Below are 14,482 nucleotides of genomic sequence, written 5' to 3'. Positions count from 1 at the left end.
TATATAAAAAACGATCCGAATGGATCGTTTTTTAAACGCCTTACGCGTTTACTTGTTTCGCTAAGCGAGATTTTTGACGAGCTGCAGCGTTTTGGTGGATAAGACCTTTACGAGCTGCTTTGTCAAGTTTTTTAGAAGCAGTTTTGAAAGCTTCTTTAGCATTTTCAAGATCGTTATTAGTAACTAAAGCTTCTACAGTTTTAACAGCAGTACGCATGTCAGACTTGATAGAAGCGTTATGTGAACGACGCTCTTCGCTAAGTTTAGCGCGTTTGATAGCAGATTTGATGTTTGCCATACTTTTCACCTCCCTGGTGCAATCGAATGACTCGATTCTTACATAGAACAAGTGATATTTTATCAAACGGTGAAGAGAATTGCAATAGTATATCAATGAAATTTCACGTAAAGGAAAGAATGACCTAATATAACTTGGGGAAATCTAACGATATTTACTATGAATTACGGAGGAGATACGATGAAAGAACCATTAGATTTAAGTAAATATAGTGTTAGAACTGACCTTGCTGTAGAGGCGCACCAAATGCTGCAAGAGCGCCAAGAAGAACAAAAAGGGATACAGGGAGTTATTGTAAAAGAGAGGGAAGAAGAGGGGATTACAATTACAAAAGTAACTATTGATGAAATTGCATCTGAGTCGATGGGGAAAAAACCTGGGAATTATTTAACTCTTGAGGTGCAAGGTATACGACAACAAGATACGGAACTTCAGCAAAAAGTAGAGCGTGTTTTTGCAAAAGAGTTTTCTTATTTCTTAGAAGAGGTTGGAGTTTCAAAAGAAGCGAGTTGTTTAATCGTAGGTCTTGGGAATTGGAATGTAACGCCGGATGCACTCGGGCCGATAGTTGTAGAAAATGTGTTGGTGACGAGACATTTGTTTAAACTGCAGCCTGAAAGTGTGGAAGAAGGATTTAGACCTGTTAGTGCAATTCGTCCGGGGGTAATGGGAATTACAGGAATCGAAACGAGCGATGTCATTTACGGAATTATTGAAAAAACAAAACCAGACTTTGTCATCGCAATTGATGCATTAGCTGCGCGTTCTATTGAACGAGTAAATAGTACGATACAAATTTCTGATACAGGAATTCATCCAGGATCTGGTGTTGGGAATAAGCGTAAGGAACTAAGTAAAGAAACATTAGGTATTCCTGTTATCGCAATTGGTGTTCCAACTGTGGTAGATGCCGTTTCGATTACGAGTGATACAATTGATTTTATTTTGAAACATTTTGGACGGGAACTGAAAGAGGGAAACAAACCATCACGCTCTTTATTACCAGCAGGTTTTACATTTGGAGAAAAGAAAAAATTAACAGAAGAAGATATGCCGGATGAAAAGAGTCGAAATATGTTTTTAGGGGCTATTGGTACGTTAGAAGAAGAAGAAAAGAGAAAGTTGATTTATGAAGTGTTATCTCCTCTTGGTCATAATTTAATGGTAACCCCAAAAGAAGTAGATGCGTTTATTGAGGATATGGCAAATGTAATAGCAAGTGGTTTAAATGCAGCGTTGCATCATCAGATTGATCAAGATAATACAGGGGCATATACACATTGATGGAAAGAGGCAGAAATAGTTTGAGTCGATTTACGCTGTTATGTATATGCGGTACAATCTTATGTGTGCTTATGATGATAGCTGGAGTGGGACTCGCTAATCATGGTCTGAAAAGTATGAAGGGGTATCGTCAGCTGTCATATGAACAAATTGCTCATATGACAGGGACAGAAGGCGCTGGGGTTGAATCAGAAATTTCGGGAGAGACGTTTTCTGCTATTGAAAAACAAAAACAATTAGAAAGTTTAAGAAGTTTTAATGTTGTAGAAGGTATCGGTATGGCGATAGCAAGTGTTGCTCGTGATATGACAAAATTTGGAGCGGATATAGTTGTTGGGAAAATAAAAGAAATTTTTAGTTAAGGATAGCGGGAAGAGCAGTTGTCTTATTGGTTTGTAAGAGAGCTGTTCTTTAATTTGAAAAAGGTTTGTCTCTTATGGTTTGTTCGCATAAGATATAGATAGAGTGATTTGTCTTGTAAGTAGCACGAGTTTTCATTGAATCTTTGCTGCTCTATTGATATAATCAGTGCTAGTGTATATTGGCGAGACTATTAGGAGTTGAGAACATAGATGAATAAAGAAGAAAGAGCAAAAAGACAGTCTAAAATTCGTAACTTCTCCATCATTGCTCACATTGACCACGGGAAATCAACGTTGGCAGACCGTATTTTGGAGAGAACAAACGCGTTGGCACAGCGCGAAATGAAAGCTCAATTGCTTGACTCTATGGAGTTAGAGCGTGAGCGCGGTATTACAATTAAATTAAATGCAGTACAATTAACGTATAAAGCAAAAGACGGTGAAGAGTATATTCTTCACTTAATCGATACACCAGGACACGTCGACTTTACGTACGAAGTATCTCGTAGTTTAGCGGCTTGTGAAGGTGCAATTCTTGTTGTGGATGCAGCGCAAGGGATTGAGGCGCAAACATTAGCGAACGTATATTTAGCGCTTGATAATAATTTAGAAATCTTACCAGTTATTAATAAAATCGACTTACCAAGTGCGGACCCAGAACGCGTACGTCAAGAGGTAGAAGATGTAATTGGTTTAGATGCATCGGAAGCTGTACTTGCTTCAGCGAAAGCTGGCATTGGCATTGAAGATATTTTAGAACAAATCGTTGAAAAGGTACCAGCTCCAACAGGTGATTCAGAAGGGCCGTTACAATGTATGATCTTCGATTCTTTATATGATCCGTACCGCGGTGTAATTGCATATATCCGTGTTGTAAATGGAACGGTAAAAGTTGGCGATAAAGTACGTATGATGGCAACTGGAAAAGAATTTGAAGTAACAGAAGTAGGTGTGTTTACACCGAAAACAACGCAACGTGACGAGTTAACAGTAGGTGATGTAGGTTTCTTAGCAGCATCTATTAAAAACGTAGGAGATACGCGTGTTGGTGATACGATTACACATGCGAAGCGTCCGGCTGCAGAGCCGTTAAAAGGGTATCGTAAATTAAACCCAATGGTATTCTGTGGTTTATATCCAATCGATTCTGCACGTTATAACGACTTACGTGATGCGTTAGAAAAACTAGAATTGAATGATTCTGCTCTTGAATTTGAGCCTGAAACATCACAAGCTTTAGGTTTTGGTTTCCGTTGTGGTTTCTTAGGACTGCTTCACATGGAAATTATTCAAGAACGTATTGAACGTGAATTCAAGATTGACTTAATTACAACAGCGCCAAGTGTTATTTATAAAGTTTATTTAACGAGCGGTGAAGATATTATTGTCGATAATCCATCTAATATGCCAGATCCACAGTCTATCGATCGTGTAGAAGAGCCGTTTGTTAAGGCTGCGATTATGGTTCCAAATGACTATGTTGGGGCTGTAATGGAAATTTGCCAAGGTAAACGTGGAACGTTTATTGATATGCAATATTTGGATGAAACACGTGTTACATTGACATATGAAATCCCGTTATCAGAAATCGTATATGATTTCTTCGATCAATTGAAATCAAATACAAAGGGATATGCATCATTTGACTATGAGTTAATCGGCTACAAACCGTCTAAACTTGTGAAAATGGATATTCTTTTAAATAATGAACAAGTGGATGCTTTATCATTTATTGTACATCGTGATTCAGCGTATGACCGTGGTAAAGTAATTGTAGAGAAATTAAAAAAATTAATTCCAAGACAACAGTTTGAAGTGCCAATTCAGGCGACTATCGGAAATAAAGTTGTATCTCGTTCTACCATTAAGGCGATGCGTAAAAACGTACTTGCAAAATGTTACGGTGGTGACATTTCTCGTAAGCGTAAACTTCTTGATAAGCAAAAAGAAGGTAAAAAACGTATGAAGTCTGTTGGTTCTGTAGAAGTGCCGCAAGAAGCATTCATGGCTGTATTGAAAATGGATGATAACTAATAAAGTGAAACTATAATTAGTGGGGATTTTTCCATCTCCCGCTAATTATTAGCCCACACCAATCGGGATAAAAGTAGAAGCCGTTCGTTCGGCTTCTTTTTTATATGCTAAGTGCTTACTTTTTAGACATCTTAGCATCTCTCATTTACAATAGTGAGAGAGCTTTTTAGTGATTGATATAGAGTTAGGAGACTATTAATGTCCGAAAATATTCGAAAAGATATTCGAGAGAAAATACAAAAGGGTAATTTTAATTGTGAAAAGGAATTGACGCTTTCTATTATTAGTGGGAAGTGGAAAGTTGTGATATTGTGGCACCTCGGTGTGGGAGGGCCTCATCGTTTTAGTGAATTGCAGCGACTATTCCCGAGCATTTCTCATAAAGTGTTGTCGAATCAATTAAAAGAGTTGATGGAGGATGGGATTGTTGATCGAACAGTATATCCAGAAATCCCTCCGCGAGTTGAGTACTATATGACGGAATTAGGTATGTCGCTTTTACCAATCGTTGAAATGATGTATGATTGGGGAAAAATGCGAATGGAACAAATTCGTGATACGTTAGAAAAGTAAAGAATCCTCCGGAGCGCGGAGGTTTTCTTTTTAGAAAGGTAGGAGTTATATTTGGTACAAGCTGCATATATTCATATTCCATTTTGTCAGCATATTTGTCACTATTGTGATTTTAATAAAGTATTTATTGAACGCCAACCGGTTGATCAATACTTACAATATTTAGAGAAAGAAATAATAAATACGGTTCAAAAAGTACCGTTTGAAAGTATGAAAACGATTTTTGTTGGCGGAGGAACTCCGACAGCTTTAAATATGGAGCAAACAAAAAAACTACTCGACATCATTAACCGTCGTTTGCGTCCATTTGCGCCGAATTGTGAATTAACATTTGAAGCGAATCCAGGTGATTTACCGAAAGAGAAGTTGAACTTATTGCTAGAAGGTGGAGTAAACCGAATTAGTTTTGGTGTACAAACGTTTCGTGATGAGCTACTTGAGAAGATTGGACGTCAACATACGAGAGAAGATGCATTTTTAGCAATTCGAGAAGCGCAGGAATTCGGTTTTACAAATATTAATGTAGATTTAATTTATGCTCTGCCAGGACAGACAATAGAAGATGTAAAGGAAACATTAGACATTGCCTTTACGCTTGGTGTGCAACATTTCTCGGCATATTCCTTAATTGTGGAACCAAAAACCGTATTTTATAACTTAATGAATAAAGGGAAATTAAGACTTCCAGGTGAAGACCATGAAGCGAAAATGTACGAAATGGTAATGGATGAAATGGAGAAACATGGTTATAACCAGTATGAAATTAGTAATTTTTCAAAAGGTGGCTATGAAAGTAGACATAACCTCACATACTGGAATAATGAAGAGTATTATGGATTTGGAGCTGGAGCGCACAGTTATGTGAATGGAGAACGAATTCAAAATGTAGGTCCGCTTAAGCAATATTTCACTAAAATTGACGAAGTAGGATTTCCGTATTTAGATGTCCATGAAGTGATTGCGAAAGAAAAAATGGAAGAAGAGTTGTTTTTAGGGCTTAGAAAAACAAAAGGTGTTTCTAAGTTAGAATTCCAAAAGAAATTTAATGTGGAGATGGACCATGTTTTTGCAAAGCAGTTACAAAGTAATCAAGAACAAGGATTACTTGAAAACAGAGATGGACATGTTTATTTAACGAGGAAAGGGAAACTATTAGGGAATGAAGTATTCCAGTCATTTTTGATTGATTAATTAAATGTGCCATAAGGGTGAAAAAGTTTCGTTATTTCGTGACGTTTCCGTTGACAATTGAATGTCAATTTTGGTAAGTTATTAATAGATTTAGCACTCGAAGACAAAGAGTGCTAACAGAGGTGATGATGAGATGCTTACGGAACGTCAGCTCTTAATTTTACAAACAATTATTGATGACTTTATTGGATCAGCGCAACCAGTTGGGTCGAGGACGTTGGCTAAGAAAGATGAAATTACGTTTAGTTCAGCTACTATTCGAAATGAAATGGCTGATCTAGAGGAACTAGGATTTATTGAAAAAACGCATAGTTCTTCTGGGCGTGTTCCTTCTGAAAAAGGGTATCGTTTTTATGTAGACCATCTTTTAGCGCCACAAAACTTACCGACCGATGAAATTGTACAAATTAAAGATTTATTTGCTGAAAGAATTTTTGAAGCAGAGAAAATTGCACAACAATCAGCTCAAATTTTATCAGAGCTTACGAATTATACGGCCATTGTTCTTGGTCCGAAATTGAGCACAAATAGACTTAAAAATGTACAAATTGTACCGCTTGATCGTCAAACAGCAGTCGCTATTATTGTAACAGATACAGGGCATGTGCAAAGTAAAACGATTACCGTTCCGGAATCTGTTGATTTATCAGATTTAGAAAAAATGGTTAATATTTTAAATGAAAAGCTATCTGGTATACCTATGGCAGAACTTCATAATAAAATCTTTAAAGAGATTGTTACAGTCTTGCGTGGGTATGTTCATAATTACGATAGTGCAATAAAAATGTTAGATGGTACATTTCAAGTTCCTTTATCGGAAAAGATATACTTTGGAGGAAAAGCAAATATGCTTTCGCAGCCAGAGTTCCATGACATTCAAAAAGTAAGATCCTTGCTGACGATGATTGATAACGAAGCTGAGTTTTATGATATTTTGCGTCATAAACAAGTAGGTATTCAAGTGAAAATTGGCAGGGAAAATTCTTCGATAGCTATGGAAGATTGTAGTTTAATTTCTGCAACGTATTCGATTGGAGAAGAGCAACTTGGAACAATTGCGATTTTAGGTCCAACGAGAATGCAATACTCTCGTGTAATTAGTTTGTTACAGTTATTTACAAGGCAATTTACTGATGGACTTAAAAAATAAATGAGAGTAATACATTCGCTCAAGTGATGGAAATTTCATTGCTGTGTGTAATATATAATGCTTAGGTAATCGTGCTAAGCGGGATACCTAATACCTTTTAAGGAGGTGAAAATTGTGGAAGAGCGTAACGAACAAGTGGTAGAAGAAGTGAAAGAAGCGCAAGTTGAAGAAGCTGTCACGACAGACAACAGTGAAGAAGCTGTAGAAGAAAAAAGTGAAGCTGCTCTTTTACAAGAAAAAGTAGATGAGTTACAAGCGAAACTAACGGAAACGGAAGGTCGCACACTACGTCTACAAGCTGATTTTGAAAATCATAAGCGCCGCGTTCAAATGGATAAACAGGCTGCTGAAAAATATAGAGCACAAAGTCTTGTGTCAGATATTCTGCCAGCTCTTGATAATTTTGAAAGAGCAATGCAAGTGGAAGCAACGGATGAGCAAATGAAGTCCGTATTACAAGGTATGGAAATGGTGCATCGTCAATTGTTAGAAGCGCTGACTAAAGAAGGTGTTGAAGCGATTGAAGCTGTTGGTAAACAGTTCGATCCTCATGAGCACCAAGCTGTTATGCAAGTAGAAGACAGTGAGTTTGAATCAAACGCGGTTGTGGAGGAATTCCAAAAAGGTTATAAACTAAAAGACCGTGTGATTCGCCCATCAATGGTAAAAGTAAATCAATAATTTACATAAATGTAGGAGGATTAGCTATGAGTAAAATTATCGGTATTGACTTAGGTACAACAAACTCTTGTGTAGCTGTTATGGAAGGCGGAGAACCAAAGGTTATCCCAAATCCAGAAGGAAACCGTACAACACCTTCTGTTGTAGCTTTCAAAAATGAAGAACGTCAAGTTGGGGAAGTTGCGAAACGTCAAGCAATTACAAACCCAAATACAATCATGTCTGTTAAACGTCATATGGGTACAGACTATAAAGTAGAAGTTGAAGGTAAAGATTTTACACCTCAAGAAATTTCTGCAATCATTTTACAAAACTTAAAAGCTTCTGCTGAAGCGTACTTAGGTGAAACAGTGACGAAAGCTGTTATTACAGTACCAGCATACTTCAACGATGCAGAACGCCAAGCGACAAAAGATGCTGGTCGTATTGCTGGTTTAGAAGTAGAGCGTATCATTAACGAACCAACAGCAGCAGCACTTGCTTACGGTTTAGAAAAACAAGATGAAGAACAAAAAATTCTAGTATATGACTTAGGTGGCGGTACATTTGACGTATCTATCCTTGAGTTAGCAGATGGAACATTTGAAGTTATTTCAACTGCTGGTGACAATCGTCTTGGTGGAGATGACTTTGACCAAGTTATCATCGATCATTTAGTAGCTGAATTCAAAAAAGAAAATAACATTGATTTAAGCCAAGATAAAATGGCACTTCAACGTCTGAAAGATGCGGCTGAAAAAGCGAAAAAAGATCTTTCTGGTGTAACACAAACACAAATTTCATTACCATTCATTAGTGCTGGAGCTGCTGGGCCATTACACTTAGAATTAACGTTAACAAGAGCTAAATTCGAAGAAATTTCAGCTGGTCTTGTTGAAAGAACATTAGAGCCAACTCGTCGTGCATTAAAAGACGCTGGTTTTTCTCCAAGCGAATTAGATAAAGTTATCCTTGTTGGTGGTTCTACTCGTATCCCAGCTGTACAAGAAGCAATTAAACGTGAAACTGGTAAAGAGCCATACAAAGGTGTAAACCCAGATGAAGTTGTAGCATTAGGTGCTGCAGTTCAAGGGGGCGTACTTACTGGTGATGTAGAGGGCGTTCTATTATTAGACGTAACTCCACTTTCTTTAGGTATCGAAACTATGGGTGGTGTGTTCACGAAATTAATCGAGCGTAACACTACAATTCCAACAAGTAAGTCACAAGTATTCTCAACAGCTGCTGATAACCAACCAGCGGTAGACATTCACGTACTACAAGGTGAGCGTCCAATGTCAGCTGACAACAAAACATTAGGTCGTTTCCAATTAACAGACCTTCCGCCAGCACCACGTGGAATTCCACAAATCGAAGTAACATTCGATATTGATGCGAACGGTATCGTTAACGTACGTGCAAAAGACTTAGGAACAAGCAAAGAGCAAACTATTACAATCCAATCTTCTTCAGGTCTTTCTGATGAAGAAGTAGATCGTATGGTACAAGAAGCTGAAGCAAATGCTGACGCTGACCAAAAACGTAAGGAAGAAGTTGAACTTCGTAACGAAGCTGACCAACTTGTATTCCAAACAGACAAAGTTGTAAAAGATTTAGAAGGTAAAGTAGATGCAGCTGAAGTAGCGAAAGCAACGGAAGCGAAAGAAGCATTACAAGCGGCAATCGAGAAAAACGAACTTGAAGAAATCCGTGTGAAAAAAGATGCTCTTCAAGAAATCGTACAACAATTAACTGTTAAATTATACGAGCAAGCTCAAGCGGCTGCAGGGCAAGCACAAGGAGCACAAGACGCTGGCGCGAAAAAAGATAATGTAGTAGACGCTGAGTTTGAAGAAGTAAAAGAAGACAAATAATACAGTGAAATAAAATAAGTAAGATGACAAAAAGTCAAAGTCAAGCGTGCCTTGGCTTTGGCTTTTTTCACGAATAAGAAGAAATGTGTGAGGATCTTAAGTTTTTTATTTTGCATACTGTAAGTGAGGAAACTTTGTTGCAAAGCACTTTCTTTCGGTGTTAAAATTACGTTTATGTGAAAGATTCGGGGGTTGCAAATTTATGAATAAACGAGACTATTATGAGGTCCTTGGACTTAGCAAGGGCGCTTCTAAAGATGAAATAAAAAAAGCGTATCGTCGGTTGGCTAAAAAGTACCATCCAGACGTAAGTAAAGAAGAAAATGCAATTGAAAAGTTTAAAGAAGTACAAGAAGCATACGAAGTATTAAGTGACGATCAAAAACGCGCGCAGTATGATCAATTTGGTCACGCGGGTCCGAATCAAGGTTTCGGTGGAGGCGACTTCGGCGGTGGTTTCGGATTTGAAGATATCTTCAGTTCATTCTTTGGTGGTGGCGGCGGCAGACGTCGTGATCCGAATGCTCCGCGTCAAGGTGCTGATTTACAATATCAAGTTACTTTAGAGTTTGAAGAAGCTATTTTTGGTAAAGAATTAAACGTTGAGATTCCAGTGGAGGATCCATGTGATACTTGTCACGGCAATGGGGCGAAGCCAGGAACTTCAAAAGAAACATGTAAACATTGTTCAGGAACAGGTCAAATAAGTGTAGAGCAAAATACGCCATTTGGTCGTATTGTAAACCGTCAAGCTTGTAGCCATTGTTCAGGAACAGGCCAAATGATTAAAGAGAAATGTACGACATGTCACGGTTCTGGTAAAGTGCGTAAACGCAAAAAAATTAATGTGAAAATTCCAGCTGGTATTGATAATGGCCAACAAATTCGCGTCTCTGGTAAAGGTGAAGCAGGTGTGAATGGTGGACCAGCAGGTGATTTATATGTAGTTGTTCATGTGAGAAATCATGAATTCTTCGAACGTGATGGTGATCATATTATTTGTGAAATGCCATTGACATTCGCACAAGTAGCGCTTGGTGCTGAAGTAGAAGTGCCTACAGTTCATGGAAAAGTGAAGTTGAAAATTCCGGCAGGAACACAAACAGGAACGGAATTCCGTCTAAAAGGAAAAGGTGCTCCGAACGTACGTGGATATGGTCAAGGAGATCAATACGTAGTAGTTCGCGTTGTTGTACCGACGAAATTAACTTCGCATCAAAAAGAATTATTGCGTGAGTTCGCTGGTCAGGAAAATCAAGATGATAGCTTATTCGGAAAGCTTAAACGTGCTTTCAAAGGGGAATAATGGAAATGAAAAATGGAGTTGGTAAATTGTGAAATGGTCAGAAATTAGTATTCATACAACAGAAGAAGCAGTAGAAGCTGTCTCTCATATTTTGCATGAAGCAGGCGCTAGCGGGGTTGCAATTGAGGACCCGGCGGAGTTAACGAAAGAGCGTGAGCAACAATACGGTGAGATTTATGCACTTAACCCTGATGAATACCCAAGTGAAGGTGTTTTAGTGAAAGCATATTTCCCACAAACGGATTCTTTACACGAAACGGTTGCGGGTGTAAAATCATCTATTGATGCACTACCATCTTTCGACATCGAAATTGGTACAGGAAATATTACAATTAATGAAGTCGATGAGGAAGATTGGGCTACTGCTTGGAAGAAGTATTATCATCCAGTTCAAATTTCTGATACATTCACAATTGTGCCGACGTGGGAAGAATATACACCGTCTTCTCCAAATGAAAAAATTATTGAGTTAGATCCAGGTATGGCGTTTGGTACAGGGACACATCCAACAACAACGATGTGTATTCGTGCGTTAGAAAAAACGGTTCAGCTGGGTGACACGGTAATTGATGTAGGAACAGGTTCTGGTGTACTTAGTATTGCAGCAGCGAAATTAGGTGCGGCTTCTGTTCAAGCATATGATTTAGACCCAGTTGCAGTTGAAAGTGCAGAAATGAATGTGCGCTTAAATAAAACAGATGACATCGTCAATGTTGGACAGAATAGTCTATTAGAAGGTATTGAAGGTCCAGTTGATTTAATCGTTGCAAATTTATTAGCGGAAATTATTCTTCTATTCCCTGAAGATGCAGCGAGAGTTGTGAAGCCAGGTGGATTATTTATTACATCTGGTATTATTGGGGCGAAAGAAAAAGTAATTTCTGAAGCATTAGAAAAAGCTGGATTTACAATTGAAGAAGTGCTTCGAATGGAAGATTGGGTAGCAATTATTGCACGAAATGCGTAATATAGATTTTAGTCTATAAAGAACAGGGGAGTCTCTCACCATATAAGGTGAGAGACTTGCCGTTTGTTATATGAAAATGATAACGTTTCGTTCTTTTCGTAAGTGTTGACTTACGAAAGGAACGAAACTCTACTAAGGTGATTATATGCAACGTTATTTTGTAGAAGAGAAATATGTAAATGAGACAAGTATTCGCATAATGGGTGATGATGTCCATCACATCGCAAGAGTGATGCGTATGTCAGCTGGTGACCATATTTATTGCTGTGTGAATGGCAAAACAGCGGAATGTTCAATTGCTGAAATTACCAGTGAATTTGTAGATACCGCTATTGTAGAATGGGTAGAGGCGTCAAGCGAACTTCCTGTGTTCGTGACGATTGCAAGTGGACTGCCGAAAGGAGACAAGCTTGAGTTAATTTTTCAAAAGGGAACTGAGCTTGGGGCAGCTGCATTTTTACCATTTCAAGCATCTCGATCTATTGTAAAGTGGGATGCAAAAAAAGCAGATAAAAAAGTTGAGCGTTTGAAAAAAATTGTGAAAGAAGCCGCAGAACAATCGCATAGAAGTGAAATTCCAGAAGTACACGTTCCCTCATCATTTAAACAATTGCTGTCGATGAGTAGCGAGTATGATGTTTGTCTTGTTGCGTATGAAGAAGAAGCGAAACAAGGTGAGAAATCTAATTTTGCGAAAGCTTTAGCGACGATTAAACCGGGTCAAAAGCTGTTAATTGTATTTGGACCAGAAGGTGGTTTAGCGGAGGAAGAGATAACCGCACTTCGTGAACATAAATTTGTACCATGCAGTTTAGGACCAAGAATTTTAAGAACAGAAACGGCTCCGCTTTATGCGTTAAGTGCCGCTTCTTATCATTTTGAATTGATGGGGTGATAATCAATGGCAACTGTTGCGTTCCACACGTTAGGTTGTAAAGTAAACCACTATGAAACAGAAGCGATTTGGCAATTGTTTAAACAAGGTGGTTATGAAAGAACTGAATATGAAAAAAAATCTGATGTATATGTTATTAACACATGTACAGTAACAAATACTGGAGATAAAAAAAGCCGTCAAGTAATTAGACGTGCTGTACGTCAAAATCCAGATGCGGTAATTTGTGTAACTGGATGTTATGCGCAAACATCTCCAGCAGAAATTATGGCAATTCCAGGTGTAGATATTGTTGTTGGTACGCAAGATCGTGAGAAGATGTTAGGATACATCGAAGAATTCCGTAAAGAACGTCAACCAATTAATGCTGTCCGCAATATTATGAAAACACGTGTATATGAAGAGTTGGATGTACCATATTTCACGGACCGTACACGTGCATCTTTAAAAATACAAGAAGGTTGCAATAACTTCTGTACATTTTGCATCATTCCTTGGGCGCGTGGTTTAATGCGTTCTCGTGATGGAAAAGAAGTTATTAAACAAGCGCAGCAATTAGTAGATGCGGGCTATAAAGAAATCGTATTAACAGGTATTCATACAGGTGGGTACGGTGAAGATATAAAAGAGTATAACTTAGCGGGATTACTGCGCGATATGGAAGCGGAAGTAGGCGGATTGAAACGTCTTCGTATTTCTTCTATTGAGGCGAGTCAAATTTCTGATGAAGTAATTGAAGTGTTAGATAAATCAGAAGTAGTTGTACGTCACTTGCATATTCCATTACAGTCAGGATCTAATACTGTATTGAAACGTATGCGCCGTAAGTATACGATGGAATTTTTCCAAGAGCGTTTAGATCGTTTGAAAGAAGCGTTACCAGGTCTTGCGATTACATCAGACGTAATTGTTGGATTCCCAGGTGAAACAGAAGAAGAATTCATGGAAACGTACAATTTCATTAAAGAGAATCGTTTCTCTGAATTACACGTTTTCCCTTATTCAAAACGTACAGGTACACCAGCAGCACGTATGGAAGATCAAATTCCTGAAGACGTGAAGAACGATCGTGTTCACCGTTTAATTGAGCTATCAAATCAATTAGCGAAAGAGTATGCTTCTGGATTTGAAGGTGAAGTACTTGAAATCATTCCGGAAGAGACATTTAAAGATGGTGATCGTGAAGGTTTATATGTAGGTTATACAGATAACTATTTAAAAATTGTGTTTGAAGGATCTGAAGAATTGATTGGTAAGCTAGTAAAAGTGAAAATTACAAAAGCTGGTTATCCATATAACGAAGCGCAGTTTGTTCGTGTTCTTGAAGATGATGTAAAAAAAGAATCAGCAAGCGCATAATAAAAAGCATGCAAACGGCAAGGGTTTGCATGCTTTTTTCGTTCATGGAGAAGTTAAGTATTGAAAGAAGATGCAGTGGGTTGTTCGTTAAATGAGTGGTTTTTGAGCGTATCCTTGTATAAAAAAGATCCAGTGATAAAAATATATTTATTTTTAGGGGAAGAGATAACGGCTATCAACATAGTTTTTGAAAAAGGAAGAGCATCAATTCTTCTTTTATTCTGCCAAATAGTTGACCTGAAGTGATAAAATGTATTATAATCTTAAAAGACATGCTGAAGAAGTGTTTCTTTTTGCATGCTGAAGTTAGTATGTAAGTGTGATGTTTCGGAGGGAGGGAAAGAGAATGTCAAAAACAGTCGTTCGTAAAAACGAGTCTTTGGAGGATGCACTTCGCCGTTTTAAAAGATCGGTTTCTAAAACTGGTACACTTGCTGAAGCAAGAAAGCGCGAGTTTTATGAAAAGCCAAGTGTAAAACGTAAGAAGAAATCTGAAGCGGCAAGAAAGCGTAAGTTCTAAGAGAGGGTG

General features: G+C 38.0%; 15 protein-coding genes. 14 read left to right on the top strand and 1 reads right to left on the bottom strand.

Going from position 1 to position 14,482, the window contains the following annotated elements; all coding sequences use genetic code 11:
• Positions 1-40 precede the first annotated feature (40 nt).
• Positions 41-298, bottom strand: a complete 258-nt coding sequence (gene rpsT, locus MR071_RS02605; protein WP_002122607.1) for a 30S ribosomal protein S20 — start codon at positions 296-298, stop codon at positions 41-43.
• Positions 299-478: 180 nt separating this feature from the next.
• On the opposite strand from rpsT, the gene gpr reads away from it, so the two are divergent.
• The 14 genes from gpr (at position 479) to rpsU (ending at position 14,473) form a co-directional block, all read left to right on the top strand.
• Positions 479-1,582, top strand: coding sequence for a GPR endopeptidase (gene gpr, locus MR071_RS02600; protein WP_105584456.1), 1,104 nt, complete (start codon positions 479-481; stop codon positions 1,580-1,582).
• Complete coding sequence (locus tag MR071_RS02595; RefSeq protein WP_242234781.1) at positions 1,582-1,944, top strand: DUF3679 domain-containing protein; 363 nt, start codon at positions 1,582-1,584, stop codon at positions 1,942-1,944. The genes gpr and MR071_RS02595 overlap by 1 nt, the downstream gene beginning before the upstream one ends.
• A 210-nt stretch (positions 1,945-2,154) precedes the next feature.
• A complete protein-coding gene (gene lepA, locus MR071_RS02590; RefSeq protein ID WP_105584457.1) occupies positions 2,155-3,978 on the top strand; it encodes an elongation factor 4 in 1,824 nt (607 codons plus the stop codon).
• A gap of 198 nt (positions 3,979-4,176) precedes the next feature.
• Entirely contained in the window at positions 4,177-4,551 is a 375-nt protein-coding gene (locus MR071_RS02585) for a winged helix-turn-helix transcriptional regulator (RefSeq protein ID WP_242234779.1), read from the top strand.
• A 51-nt stretch (positions 4,552-4,602) separates the two neighbouring features.
• Complete coding sequence (gene hemW, locus MR071_RS02580) at positions 4,603-5,742, top strand: radical SAM family heme chaperone HemW (protein ID WP_242234778.1); 1,140 nt, start codon at positions 4,603-4,605, stop codon at positions 5,740-5,742.
• Positions 5,743-5,875: 133 nt separating this feature from the next.
• Positions 5,876-6,892, top strand: a complete 1,017-nt coding sequence (hrcA, locus tag MR071_RS02575; RefSeq protein ID WP_105584460.1) for a heat-inducible transcriptional repressor HrcA — start codon at positions 5,876-5,878, stop codon at positions 6,890-6,892.
• A 114-nt stretch (positions 6,893-7,006) separates the two neighbouring features.
• Entirely contained in the window at positions 7,007-7,573 is a 567-nt protein-coding gene (grpE, locus tag MR071_RS02570) for a nucleotide exchange factor GrpE (RefSeq protein ID WP_105584461.1), read from the top strand.
• A 26-nt stretch (positions 7,574-7,599) separates the two neighbouring features.
• Positions 7,600-9,426 carry a chaperone protein DnaK gene (gene dnaK / locus MR071_RS02565; RefSeq protein WP_242234776.1) on the top strand — a complete coding sequence of 609 codons (1,827 nt, stop codon included), beginning with the start codon at positions 7,600-7,602 and terminating at the stop codon, positions 9,424-9,426.
• 202 nt (positions 9,427-9,628) lie between these two features.
• Positions 9,629-10,732: a chaperone protein DnaJ gene (dnaJ, locus tag MR071_RS02560; protein WP_242234773.1), complete on the top strand. Its 1,104-nt coding sequence runs from the start codon at positions 9,629-9,631 to the stop codon at positions 10,730-10,732.
• 28 nt (positions 10,733-10,760) lie between these two features.
• Positions 10,761-11,699: a 50S ribosomal protein L11 methyltransferase gene (gene prmA / locus MR071_RS02555; RefSeq protein ID WP_105584464.1), complete on the top strand. Its 939-nt coding sequence runs from the start codon at positions 10,761-10,763 to the stop codon at positions 11,697-11,699.
• 145 nt (positions 11,700-11,844) lie between these two features.
• A complete protein-coding gene (locus MR071_RS02550; protein WP_002190700.1) occupies positions 11,845-12,594 on the top strand; it encodes a 16S rRNA (uracil(1498)-N(3))-methyltransferase in 750 nt (249 codons plus the stop codon).
• A gap of 6 nt (positions 12,595-12,600) precedes the next feature.
• Positions 12,601-13,953 (top strand): tRNA (N(6)-L-threonylcarbamoyladenosine(37)-C(2))-methylthiotransferase MtaB, encoded by a 1,353-nt coding sequence (mtaB, locus tag MR071_RS02545; protein WP_105584465.1) that lies wholly within the window; start codon positions 12,601-12,603, stop codon positions 13,951-13,953.
• Positions 13,954-14,013: 60 nt separating this feature from the next.
• Entirely contained in the window at positions 14,014-14,199 is a 186-nt protein-coding gene (locus MR071_RS02540; protein ID WP_242234771.1) for a hypothetical protein, read from the top strand.
• Positions 14,200-14,299: 100 nt separating this feature from the next.
• On the top strand, positions 14,300-14,473 hold the full coding sequence (gene rpsU / locus MR071_RS02535) for a 30S ribosomal protein S21 (protein WP_000048061.1): 174 nt from the start codon (positions 14,300-14,302) through the stop codon (positions 14,471-14,473).
• Positions 14,474-14,482 lie beyond the last annotated feature (9 nt).

The sequence above is a fragment of the Bacillus cereus group sp. BfR-BA-01316 genome, from assembly GCF_022664195.1.
GTDB lineage: Bacteria > Bacillota > Bacilli > Bacillales > Bacillaceae_G > Bacillus_A.
Note: the sequence above shows the minus strand (reverse complement) of the source record. Positions and strands in the feature narration are given on the sequence as shown.